Raw genomic sequence first — 12924 nt, forward strand, 5'->3', positions numbered from 1 at the left:
TTGAAAACGCTCAAACAAAAATAGGGACTTCCTTTTAGCGTTAATCAGGAAATCCTGTAAAAGGAGGATGGTATTTCAATTTAATGATTTAACCATGACATCGGCATTTCTGTTACCAGATCTGGTGTATTTCAAACGTCCTGGTATCGACTGTTTAACCACACAGATAAAGCAGATGTTTTCGTCCTTTTGTTTCTTCTTGTCTTCACTCCCGCATGACATCAGACCCAGTAATATTCAAGTGTCCGAATTTTCTATTTGTTTGGTGCGGCTGGCGGGGATCGAACCCACGACCCTTGGCTTCGGAGGCCAATACTCTATCCACTGAGCTACAGCCGCAAAACAGATTCAACCTATGCTGTGTTCAGTGAAGATACATCAGCGTTACATAAAATATAAGCTACCTATTATACGCTAAAAGCAGCCTAAAAAGAGCTATTCGCATTAAGCGCATGTTAAATATATGCGTATTATGAAAATATCTGTGTGATCAGGCTGAGGGCTGACCAGAAGAGGAAGGATGTTTAAGCCCCTGCAAGTAAGTTTTCACGCTGTACAGGGTAATTTCACGCAAGTCGAAAGATTCAGAGTCGTGCATCCAGTTGTGAAACAGGCCATCACTTAAAGCCTGCAGGCCGCGTGCCGCCCAATGCACCTGCGCTTCTGTGATGTGAATTTCTTTTGCCTGGTTTGCCAAAAGCAACAGGCGTGTAAATGTGCCTAAAGAGCGTTGCAGATGCCGAAGATGCCGCTCACTCATGACGGCAAATTCATCAACCAGCTCAATTTTATGAAACACAATATCTAAAACATTACGGATTTGCGAATTTTCATTGACCAGCGAGGTCAATTCAGAAATTAATGCAAGAATGCGATTCAGGGGGGAGATGTCATTTTGTTTTTCGATGCGTGTGAAAATTTCGTCTGCAGATAATGTGGCGCGGTCTAAAAGGGCCTGAAACAAAGCCAGCTTATCGCTGAAGTGCCAATAAATCGCGCCGCGCGTTACATTGGCTGCCTGGGCAATTTGCTGTAAAGAGGTACGTGAAACACCCTGTTGCTGAAACAATGTTTCAGCAGCGTCTAAAATGATCTGCCGTGTTTGAAGTGCTTCTTCTTTGGTTTTGCGTGCCATAATAGAGGGCTCTGTGAAAAGCTTTGTAAAATTATGTAAAGAATCCTTATTCTATCTTACATACATTCAGAAATGTATATATACTATGGGCTTCGTACAGAAATAAGCACAGATTCCGGGATTATTTGTCTATCTGTTTATACCTGATCACACTGGGTATGGCGCGACGCCTGATACAGATAGTAGCGTTTCGTTGTCATTATGTTTTGGACAGTTTTATCGATTTCATGCTCCCACCAGAAGGAGCGGTTAGGGCTATTAAGGAAGATCATGTCGGCACAATCAGCACAGACTCAAAAGAATTCAGATCAGGGAAAGCGCCAGCCTCTGTTATGGCTGTTTGCGCCATTGGCAGTTGCACTGGCTCTTACGGCTTGTGGCAAAGATGAACAGGCGGCTGGGGCAGGGGCTCCGCCATCGGTTGGATATGTTACGGTGAAAGCGCAGAATATTGGTTTGACCACAGAGTTGCCTGGGCGCCTGCAAGCGTATCGGGTGGCGGATGTGCGTGCGCGTGTGCCGGGGGTGTTGCAGCGTCGGCTTTTTGAAGAAGGCTCTGACGTAAAGGCCGGGCAGCAACTGTTCCAGATCGATGATGCCCCCTATCGTGCCTCTTTGCAAAGCGCGCAGGCTTCACTGGCGCAGGCACAGGCCAACCTGATGCAGACCAAAGCACTGGCAGAGCGGTATCAGCCGCTGGTGGCGATCAATGCAGTCAGCAAGCAGGATTATGATAATGCCGTGGCAGCTCAGAGAGCCTCTGAAGCCAATGTGCTGGCGGCTCAGGCTTCTGTTGCAACGGCCAAAATCAACTTGGGTTATGCTGCGGTGACAGCACCGATTTCGGGCCGTATTGGCCAAGCATATGTGACAGAAGGCGCTCTGGTCGGGCAGACAGACATCACATTGTTAGCAACTGTGCAGCAGATTGACACTCTATATGTCAACTTCACCCAGTCGGCAACAGAAGTGATCAAATTGCAGCAGGATGTACGCTCGGGACGTTATAAGGTGGCCAGTGATGGTTCCATTCCGATTACCGTCATCCTGGATAATGGGCAGCCTTACAGTGAACCAGGGCATTTGATGTTCACGGACTGGACTGTTGACGAAACAACGGGTCAGGTCACCTTGAGAGCGACTGTGCCTAACCCTGAAAAGTTGCTGCTGCCTAATTTGTATGTCCGGGTCCGCTTGGAGCAGATTCAGGCTGAAAATTCTTTCCTGGTGCCACAGCAGGCGGTTACCCGTGCTGCCACGGGCGATACTCTGTATGTTGTGACCCCGGAAGATACGGTTGAGCCTCGCCAAGTCGTTGTTGGTGGGCGTAATGGACAGAATTGGGTGGTAACTTCCGGTTTGAACGATGGTGACCGCGTCATGGTGGATGGTTTCCAGAAGTGGCAAATGGCTGTGAGTGGCGCCATGCAGGCTGCTGCCGCACAAAAATCGGAGGAACCCGTTGTTGTGAAGGTACAACCGGTGCCATTGGATACGCAGCCAAATACCGCACCAGCAGGAAATGTACCGGCGGCTCAGCCAGCGTCAGGAACGCCGTCAGCGGATGCTCAATCCCCTTCAGACGCGGCTGCACCAGCAGCAGCAACTGAAGAAAACAAGTCGTAAGGAGCACGGCAGATGGCCAAGTTCTTTATTGATCGCCCTATTTTTGCGTGGGTGGTGGCAATCGTCATTATGATTGCCGGAGCCGTATCCATTACGCAAATGGCAATTGAACAGTACCCACCGGTGGCGCCAACGCAGATCACGGTGAATGCAACTTACCCCGGAGCTACTGCCCAGACGCTGGAAGAGAGTGTGCTGGCCGTTATCGAGCGGGAAATGAACAGCGCCAAAGGTCTGGCGTACATGGAAACGGTGAGCAATGCCAATGGTTCAGGTTCTATTACACTGAATTTTGAGCCGGGCATTGACCCCGATATGGCACAGGTGGACGTGCAGAATCTGCTGTCTCGGGCCACTCCGCGCTTGCCTGCAAGTGTGACGCAACAAGGGGTGATTGTTCGCCAGTCGCGCTCCAACTTCCTGATGATGGTGGTGGTTACCTCCACCAATCCTAACTACAGATCGGCTGAGCTGAATGACTATGCAGCACGCAACGTGGTCGATGAGTTGAGTCGTCTCAATGGTGTCGGACAGGCGATGCAGTTCGGTGGTGAACGTGCCATGCGTATCTGGGTTGATCCTACGCTGTTGAAGGGATACAACCTCTCAATGACGGATGTGAGCAGCGCCATTTCATCGCAGAATGCGCAGGTATCTGCCGGTACCGTGGGCGATGTGCCGATTGAAGAGGGGCAAACAACCTTTTCTGCCATTGTGGTGGATGGTCAGTTGAGCACCGAGGAACAGTTCAAGAATATTGTGCTGCGGGCCAATCCGGATGGTTCTACTGTCCGTTTGGGTGATGTTGCACGCGTTGAACTGGGCACACAGAGTTATAACTTCAGCTCGCTATACAACGGGCAGGAAACTGCCGGTATCGGTATACAGCTGTCTTCCAATGGTAACGCGCTGGCGACCGCCAAGCTGGTACGCGACAAGATGCAGGAGCTGTCCCGCTATTTCCCGGAAGGTGTTGAATTCCAGGTGCCTTATGACACCACGAAATTCATCTCGACCTCCATTGAAAAAGTGGTGCATACACTGTTTGAAGCCATTGCGCTGGTGTTTGTGGTGATGTTCATCTTCCTGCAGAATGTGCGCTACACCGTCATTCCAACCATTGTGGTGCCGATTGCCTTGCTGGGGGCTTTTGCCGCGCTGTATGCGATGGGGTTCTCCATCAACGTGCTGACCATGTTTGCCATGGTGCTGGTGATCGGGATTGTGGTGGACGATGCCATTATTGTGGTGGAAAACGTCGAGCGTATCATGAGCGAAGAGGGCCTTCCGCCGCTACAGGCAGCCCGAAAAGCCATGGGGCAGATTTCCGGCGCGATTATCGGCGTGACGGTGGTGCTGGTTTCGGTGTTTGTACCGCTGGCGTTTTTCAAAGGGTCTACCGGCAATATTTACCGGCAGTTTTCCGCGACCATGGCAACGGCTATCGGTTTCTCGGCATTTCTGGCGTTGTCGCTGACACCGGCGCTTTGCGCAACTATGCTGAAACCGGTTCAGGCAGGCCATCATGCAGAGAAGAAAGGCTTTTTCGGCTGGTTCAACCGCAACTTTACAAAGACGGCCAAGGGCTATGAAAGCATTCTGGCCAGGCTGTTGCAGCGCAGCGGGCTGATGATGCTGGTATATTTGGCGATTACGTTTGCAGCAGGGTATCTGTTTTTACAGATGAAAACCTCTTTCCTGCCCAATGAAGACCAGGGGGTGGTTATCGCCATGGTGCAGTTGCCAGCAGGTGCGACATCCGAGCGTACGGAGTTGGCATTGGACCAGTTTTCTTTGTATATGCGGGGGCGTCCGGATGCAGAGCTGACGGTACAAGGTAAACCGGAAATGATTCGGAACATGGATCCGAAGAATCCGGCACATTGCTCGGCATTGCAGGCCTATGTGGGTGACAATCAGGCGTTGTTTGATGGTCTGGTGAAACCGGCAGACCGCCAGAACTGCGATGTGATTTATGCACTGTTGCGGGGTAAACCTGAAGTGGCTGACATCGTGACGGTGCGCGGTTTCAGCTTTGCCGGACAAGGGCAGAATGCGGGCTTGTCTTTTGTGCCACTGATCGATTGGAGTGACCGTACCAAACCCAACGAAACTGCACAGGCACTGGCCGGACAGGCCATGGGAGAACTGGCTGGGATTCGCGATGCGTTCATCTACACGTTGAGCCCACCACCTATTCCCGAACTGGGGATTGCCGCCGGGTTTGAATTCCGCCTGGAAGACCGTGGTGCCAATGGGCATGAGGCGCTGCTGAATGCACGTAACCAGTTGCTGGGGATGGCCGCGGGAAGTAAGATATTGTCTGGCGTTCGTCCGGATGGTCTGGAGGATTCTCCGCAGATTTATCTGAATATTGACCGCGATGCAGCGCAGGCGCAAGGGGTTGATTTCAGCATGATCAACGCGGCACTTTCCACGGCGTTTGGTTCCAGCTATGTCAATGACTTCCTGAACCGGGGCCGCTTGCAGCGTGTGATTGTGCAGGCTGATGCGCCCCAGCGTATGCAGGCAGACCAGATATTGCAGTTGACGGTGGTGAACTCCAGCGGCAAAGTGGTACCGTTCTCGTCTTTTGCGACGGTGGAGCCAACCACCGGGCCAGTGCAGACGGTGCGCTTTAACGGCTACCCAGCCATGAAAATTGCAGGTAATGCGGCCGAAGGGTACAGTACAGGCGATGCTATGGCGGAGATGGAGCGGTTAGCTGCTCAGTTGCCGGAAGGGTTTGCTTATGAGTGGACCGGCCAGTCGCGCGAAGAAAAACAGGCTGGCTCGCAGGCGTTCATTGTGTATGCGTTTGCTATTCTGGCAGTGTTCCTGTGCTTGGCAGCGCTGTATGAAAGCTGGTCAATTCCATTCTCGGTGATGCTGGTGGTGCCGCTGGGCGTGCTGGGTGTGATTCTGGCGACGTTGCTGCGAGGCATGGAAAATGATATTTACTTCCAGATCGGGTTGATTACCATCATTGGTTTGTCGGCGAAGAATGCCATTTTGATCGTCGAGTTTGCCAAGGATCTGCAGGCGGAGGGCAAGAGCCTGATGCAGGCGGCGCTGGAGGCGGCACATCTGCGGTTCAGGCCGATTCTGATGACTTCACTGGCATTTACGTTCGGGGTCTTGCCCTTGTACTTTGCCAGCGGGGCCAGCTCGGCGAGCCAGCGTGCTATTGGTACCGGCGTGACTGGTGGTATGATTACAGGGACGGTGCTGGCAATTATCTTTGTGCCGGTCTTCTTTGTGGTGATTCGCAGCATTTTCAAAGGGGACCAGGATACGTCCAAAGATGAAAAGCAACCGCAGGCAGCCGATGGAAGCCAGCCTCAGCAAACACCTTCTGTATAAGGGGTGTGTCATGAAAAAGAGTGTAAACATGGCAAAACTACGTACAAATATGATTTTGACCCGTGTCGGGGTGTCTGCTGCAGCGCTGATGCTGGCAGGCTGTACACTGGCGCCCAACTATGAGCGCCCGCAGTCTCCGGTATCAGGCGCATGGCCTGACATGAGGATTGGTGTTCCGCCGGAAGATCAGCAGGGGCTGATTGCCAGCGACTTGTCGTGGCAGCAGTTCTTTGGTGATGAGCGGCTCAAGCGGTTGATTGAGGTGGCACTGGAGAATAACCGTGATATGCGCGTTGCCATCCTTAATATTGAGAGAGCGCGGGCGCAGTATCAGGTTCAGCGTTCTGACCTGTTGCCCAGCGTTGGCGCAAGCGGCAGCATCAACCGCCAGACGACCGGTTCGGGCGGGAGGTCTGTGCTGACAGATTCTGCGGGCAATGTGATTTATAACCCGTTGTCCGAGTCGGCGCAGAATGCCAGCAGCTACAACACATACCAGGCGGCCATCGGCATTACCTCATATGAGCTGGATCTGTTTGGCCGTGTCCGCAGTCTGAGTGCGGCTGCGCTGTCCAACTATCTGAGCACTGTGGAAACCCGTAAAGCCACCCAGATCAGTCTGATTGCCAGTGTGGCAACAGGCTACTATACGCTGCTGGCTGACGATGAACTGCTCAAGCTGACGGAAGAAACACTGAAGACGCGTGAAGAGTCTTTGCAACTGACGCAACTGAAGTTCGACCATGGCGTTTCTTCAGAACTGGATGTGCGTCAGGCAGAGACGCTGGTGGAAAGTGCCCGTTCAACACTGGCGCAATTGCGCCGCCAGCGTGCACAGGATGAAAACGCCTTCATGCTGTTGATCGGCGGGCCGTTGCCTGCGGATCTGCCGCAGGGCGTATCATTTGCCCAGCAGATGACGAGCCTGCCCGAACTCAGGGCCGGGGTGCCTTCTGATGTGCTGGTGCGGCGGCCGGATATTCTGGCGGCAGAGCAGCAACTGGTTGCAGCGAACGCCAATATTGGCGCAGCGCGCGCAGCGTTTTTCCCGAGCATCAGTTTAACCGCGTCGCTGGGCAAGGCGAGCGGAGATCTTGATAATCTGTTCAGCAGTGGACATGTCTGGACATTCATGCCGCAGATTACGCTGCCGATTTTTACGGGCGGACGCAACATTGCCAATCTGGAAGTTGCCAATGTGGACCGCGATATTGCTGTGGCGCAGTATGAAAAAGCGATTCAGTCTGCATTCAGGGATGTTTCAGATGCACTGGCAGGGCGTGCCACCTATGATGACCAGTTGACTGCCATGCGGGCGCTGGTGATGGCGACCCAGAAAACGTATCAGTTGTCTGACCTGAGATACCGCAATGGGGTATCCAGCTACATGGATCTGCTGGACTCTCAACGTGCACTGTTCGATGCGCAACAGCAGGAAATTACGGCACAACTGGCGATGCTGAACAACCAGATTACTTTGTATAAAGTGCTCGGTGGGGGCTGGAGCCAGCAGGATGAAGAAAGAATGTCTGAAGAGATGAACAATGCCGGGCGCTCGTCATCCGATGGAGATCAGCAGAGTGCTCAAACGAACTGATCAATGAATCAATAAAAATATGCTGATGAATAAAGGCCGCTTTATAAGCGGCCTTTTATCATTCAGGCATTGTGAAGTGCCTGCATGGCATCGTTCAACTGCTCTGTATCTTCAGCCTGAAGGACTTTTTGTGCCAAGGGTGCCAGTTGCTGTGTGTCACTGTGGAGAATCTCTTTTTTGACTGCCAGAATCTGCGAGGGGTGCATGGAAAAACTTCGCAATCCCAGGCCCAGCAAAAGCCGGGTCATGGTTGTATCCCCTGCCATCTCTCCACATACACTGACCGCTTTTCCGGCAGCATGGCTCTGAGCTATGGTATCTGCCAGCAAGCGCAGCACTGCGGGGTGTAATGGATCAAACAGATGGGCAACGCTTTCATCTGCGCGGTCAATGGCCAGCGTGTACTGGATCAGATCATTGGTGCCGACAGAAAGGAAGTCAAAATAGCGCAGAAATGTGGGCAAAATCAGTGCCGCTGCCGGCACTTCGATCATGGCGCCGATTTTGGCGTTGCCATAAGGGATACCTTCGCTGTTCAGGGCTTCCCTGGCCCGTTCCAGCAACGTCAGCGTCTGGCGTATCTGCCAGGTATGCGTGAGCATCGGGATCAGGATGTGCAACTGGCCATGAACCGCTGCGCGCAGTAAGGCTCGTAGCTGAACCAGAAAAATATCGGGTTCGCTTAAGCTCCACCGGATGGCGCGCAGCCCCAGTGCCGGATTCAGTGCATGGTTGTTCTCGCCATAATCGAGTGGTTTGTCTGCACCGATATCAATGGTGCGAATGACAACCGGCTTGTCAGGCATGGCTTCCAGGGCCGTTTTGTATGCCAGATACTGTTCCTGCTCGTCTGGCATTTGCTGCTGCGAGCCGGTGCGGTTCATGAACAAAAATTCCGTACGGAACAGCCCGATGCCTGCAACAGCGGCTTCATTGGCTTTGACGGCGTCCTGCGGCTGTTCAATGTTGGCCAGAATTTCAATATCCTGGCTGTCCAGTGTAATCGCTGGCGTATGGCGCAGGCGGTTGAGTTTTTCACTTTCAATGGAAAACTGGCGTTGCCGGAACTGGTATTCTTCTAGCAGCAAGGGGGTGGGGTCAACAAGGACCACGCCGGCATCTCCGTCAATGACAATCCAGTCGTCCTGGCGAATCAGGCGGCTGGCATAACGTGAGCCTACCAGGGCAGGAATACCCAGGCTGCGCGCAACAATGGCGCTGTGCGATGTTTTGCCACCCACATCGGTAATAAAGCCGGTAAAAACGCTTTGCTTGAAATGCAGCATATCGGCCGGAGAAATGTCATGCGCAACCATGATCAGCGGGTCCGTACCCGCCTCAGAGGCCCCCAGTGCGGCGCAGGCAGGCTGGTTGCCGTACTTCTGGCCGGTCAGCGCATTTTGCAGCAAATTAGCTATCTGCTCCAGATCTGCACGGCGTTCGCGCAGATATTCGTCCTCCATCTTTTCAAACTGGCGGGTCAGTGTTTTAAGCTGCGTATCGAGCGCCCATTCGGCGTTGTAGTGGCGCTCTTCAATCCAGTGCTGTATGCCATCGGTCAGCATGCTGTCGTGCAGCATCATGATGTGCACATCCAGAATGGCGGCAACTTCCGCCGGGGTGTCTTTCGGCATTTGCGTGCGCAGTGTCTGTAATTCTTCTAAAACCGCGTCACGGGCGCGTAACAGGCGTTGCAGTTCCTGCTGCTCCTGCCCGGCGTCAATAAAGTAGTGATCAATATCATGGCTGCGTGATGACAGCACGACAGCACGACCGATTGCAATGCCTCGTGAGACCGGAATGCCAAAAAGAGTAAAGGCCATATGTTACTTTGCAGTGGTTTTCATGACAACAAGACAGGCCAGCAACCGGCTGCACCTTGAATGCGGGCATGAAACGTTAAAACCTGACGAATTGACAAAAGGCCGTTTTATGAATGGCCTTTATACCCAACCCTGCATGTTGCGTTGGCAATGCAGGTTGCCTCTCTGTATGGGTGGATACTTTCGGCGAGTGAAAAGTTTCACGGTTGTCAGGAATTGTACCTTTCTTGAAAAAAATCATAAAGATTTATTGGTAAGAATGGCACCAGCGGCCAATTGCTTTCTATCTTGAAAAAGATACAGGAAGTGATGCGAAATCTGCTGATACAGGTTACTATGTAGGGTTTGGCAGATACTGGCACGAAAATGGCGCAGATTCCGGATAAAACAGCATTGGCAATGAAACAGATTGAGACAAAACCGCCCTTAATCAGTGTGCGCGGTGCACGTACACACAATTTGAAGAACATTGATCTTGATATCCCTCGCTACCAACTGGTAGTGATTACGGGGCTGTCCGGTTCGGGAAAGTCCAGCCTGGCATTTGATACCCTGTATGCCGAAGGGCAGCGGCGCTATGTGGAAAGCCTGTCAGCGTATGCCCGGCAGTTTTTGCAGATCATGGACAAGCCGGATGTGGACCTGATTGAGGGGCTGGCACCGGCGATAGCCATCGAACAAAAGGCCACCAACCACAATCCGCGTTCGACGGTGGGAACGGTCACAGAAATTCATGATTACCTGCGCCTGCTGTTTGCCCGTGCCGGAACGCCTTATTGCCCTGAGCACAATCTGCCGTTAACGGCGCAGACGGTCACTCAGATGGTGGACGCTGTAATGGCGCTGCCTGCGGAAGCCAAACTGATGATACTGGCACCAGTGGTGCGGCACCGCAAAGGCAGCTACACAGAAATGTTTGCCGACCTGCAGACCCGCGGCTATGTCCGCTTTCGGGTGGATGGGCAGGTTTATGATGCAGAGGGACTGCCTGCGCTGGAGAAAAATACCCATCATGATATTGATGTGGTGATTGACCGGCTGCGAGTACGTCCCGAAATGCGGCAGCGGCTGGCAGAAAGTTTTGAACAGGCATTGCGGCTGGCCGATGGTAAAGCGCTGGCGCTGGACATGGACAACGCCGAGGAACATCTGTTCAGCGAACGTTTTGCCTGTCCGCAATGTGATTACACACTGGCCGAGCTGGAGCCACGGCTGTTTTCCTTCAATTCACCCACAGGGGCCTGTCCCCGCTGTGATGGTCTGGGAGTGGCGGAGCGTTTCGAACCACAGCGGATTGTGGCGTTTCCGTCGTTGAGCTTGGCCAGCGGTGCCATCAAGGGCTGGGACAAACGCAACGGTCTGTATTTCTCCATGATTGAGGCATTGGCCAAACATTATGGTTTTGATGTGAATACGCCTTATGAAGATTTGCCGGAGAAGGTCCGGCAGATTGTTCTGTACGGGTCCGGCGAAGAGGAAATTACCTTTGTGTACCACATGGGGGGCAAAGGCAATAAGGTGGTGCAGAAAACGCATCCGTTTGAAGGTATTTTGCATAACTTTGAGCGCCGCTTTCATGAAACCGAATCAGACGTGGTGCGTGGCGAGCTCGGCCAGTACCGGGTTTTGCAGTTGTGTTCGGATTGTGGTGGCAGCCGCCTGCGCAAAGAAGCACGCTTTGTGCGGCTGGGGCAAAACAGCCAGATGCATAATCTGCCCGAAATCAACCAGATGACTTTGCATGAAGCACAGAGCTATTTTGAAAAGCTGCAACTGGAAGGCGCAAAAGCAGCGATTGCAGAAAAAGTGGTCCATGAGGTACAGGCTCGGCTGCGGTTTTTGAATGATGTTGGGCTGACATACCTGACATTGGCCCGCAGTGCCGATACTTTGTCTGGCGGTGAATCGCAGCGTATCCGTCTGGCCAGCCAGATTGGCTCAGGGCTGACGGGTGTCATGTATGTACTCGATGAGCCCAGTATCGGGCTGCACCAGCGTGATAATGACCGGCTGATTCATACATTGCGGCACCTGCGTGATCTGGGCAACAGCGTACTGGTTGTTGAGCACGATGAGGATGCCATCCGTTCGGCTGATTATGTGCTGGATATGGGGCCGGGTGCGGGTGTGCACGGCGGCGAAGTGATGGCGCAGGGTACCCCGCAGCAGATCATAGATAATGCAGCATCGCTTACCGGCAAGTACCTCGGCGGCGTGCTTAAAATTCCGGTGCCTGCCAAACGCGTGCCATGGCAAAAAGAACCTGGTGAAACCTATGCCGCAGAGGCGCCCGGGCGCTGTGTGTGGGTGAAAGGTGCTTCGGGAAACAACTTGCAACATGTGAATGTGGCGTTCCCGGTTGGGCTGATTACCTGTGTTACCGGGGTGTCCGGTTCGGGCAAATCCACACTGGTCAATGAAACACTGTATGCAGTGGCTGCGCATGAGCTGAACCGCGCCCAGACAGAACCCGCACCGTATGAGGCAATTGAAGGGCTGGAGCAACTTGACAAGGTGATCAGCGTCGACCAGTCACCCATTGGCCGTACGCCCCGCTCCAACCCGGCCACCTATACCGGTTTGTTCACGCCGATTCGTGACCTGTTTTCACAGGTGCCGGCTGCGCGTGAGCGTGGTTATGATGCAGGCCGTTTTTCGTTCAACGTCAAAGGCGGGCGTTGTGAAGCATGCCAGGGGGACGGCATGATCAAAGTGGAAATGCATTTTTTGCCGGATGTTTATGTGCCGTGTGATATCTGTCATGGCAGACGCTATAACCGCGAAACGCTGGATATCCGCTACAAAGAAAAAAACATTGCGGATGTGCTGGACATGACGGTAGAAGAAGCGTGCGAGTTTTTCTCTGCGGTGCCGCTCATTGCCCGCAAGCTGCATACGCTGCTGGATGTGGGGTTGGGGTATATCACGCTGGGGCAAAGTGCGACGACACTCTCAGGTGGCGAAGCGCAGCGCATCAAGCTGGCGCTCGAATTGAGCAAACGGGATACCGGCAAAACCCTTTATATTCTCGATGAGCCGACAACCGGCCTGCACTTTGCCGATATTGAACTGCTGCTGAAAGTGATCAACCGGCTGCGCGATGCAGGCAATACGGTGGTGATCATTGAGCATAACCTGGATGTCATTAAAACGGCGGACTGGATCATCGACATGGGGCCGGAAGGCGGTGCAGGCGGCGGCGCGGTGGTGGCAACAGGCGTTCCGGAAGCTATTGCAGCCTGTGAGCACAGTTATACCGGGCAGTACCTGCGTTCGGTATTAAGCAAGCGGTGAGCCTGCCGCGGTTTATAATTGAAGCTTGTGCAGTGGCACAGCCTGCGCCATGTATGGTGCGGGTATGGCATGGCAAATAAAAATCA

At 53.2% G+C, this 12924-nt stretch carries 6 protein-coding genes and 1 tRNA gene; 4 read left to right on the forward strand and 3 right to left on the reverse strand.

What is annotated here, in order from left to right; genetic code table 11:
• Positions 1-263 precede the first annotated feature (263 nt).
• Both CUZ56_RS04850 and CUZ56_RS16260 read right to left on the reverse strand, forming a co-directional pair.
• Positions 264-339, reverse strand: a tRNA-Arg gene (locus CUZ56_RS04850).
• 151 nt (positions 340-490) lie between these two features.
• Complete coding sequence (locus CUZ56_RS16260) at positions 491-1135, reverse strand: TetR family transcriptional regulator (RefSeq protein ID WP_126978829.1); 645 nt, start codon at positions 1133-1135, stop codon at positions 491-493.
• A 270-nt stretch (positions 1136-1405) separates the two neighbouring features.
• Here CUZ56_RS16260 and CUZ56_RS04860 point away from each other — a divergent pair, with 270 nt between their 5' ends.
• The 3 genes from CUZ56_RS04860 to CUZ56_RS04870 are packed head-to-tail and all read left to right on the forward strand — an operon-like array spanning position 1406 to position 7721.
• Positions 1406-2761 carry an efflux RND transporter periplasmic adaptor subunit gene (locus CUZ56_RS04860; RefSeq protein ID WP_126978831.1) on the forward strand — a complete coding sequence of 452 codons (1356 nt, stop codon included), beginning with the start codon at positions 1406-1408 and terminating at the stop codon, positions 2759-2761.
• Between the two features lie 12 nt (positions 2762-2773).
• Entirely contained in the window at positions 2774-6124 is a 3351-nt protein-coding gene (locus CUZ56_RS16175; RefSeq protein WP_239442051.1) for an efflux RND transporter permease subunit, read from the forward strand.
• 28 nt (positions 6125-6152) lie between these two features.
• Positions 6153-7721, forward strand: a complete 1569-nt coding sequence (locus CUZ56_RS04870; protein WP_275427134.1) for an efflux transporter outer membrane subunit — start codon at positions 6153-6155, stop codon at positions 7719-7721.
• Between the two features lie 62 nt (positions 7722-7783).
• Here CUZ56_RS04870 and ptsP read toward each other — a convergent pair whose 3' ends face one another.
• Positions 7784-9544 (reverse strand): phosphoenolpyruvate--protein phosphotransferase, encoded by a 1761-nt coding sequence (gene ptsP / locus CUZ56_RS04875; protein ID WP_126978833.1) that lies wholly within the window; start codon positions 9542-9544, stop codon positions 7784-7786.
• A gap of 399 nt (positions 9545-9943) precedes the next feature.
• On the opposite strand from ptsP, the gene uvrA reads away from it, so the two are divergent.
• A complete protein-coding gene (gene uvrA / locus CUZ56_RS04880; RefSeq protein WP_204250828.1) occupies positions 9944-12838 on the forward strand; it encodes an excinuclease ABC subunit UvrA in 2895 nt (964 codons plus the stop codon).
• Positions 12839-12924: the final 86 nt, after the last annotated feature.

It is taken from the genome of Saezia sanguinis, assembly GCF_003991585.1.
Classification (GTDB): domain Bacteria; phylum Pseudomonadota; class Gammaproteobacteria; order Burkholderiales; family Burkholderiaceae_C; genus Saezia; species Saezia sanguinis.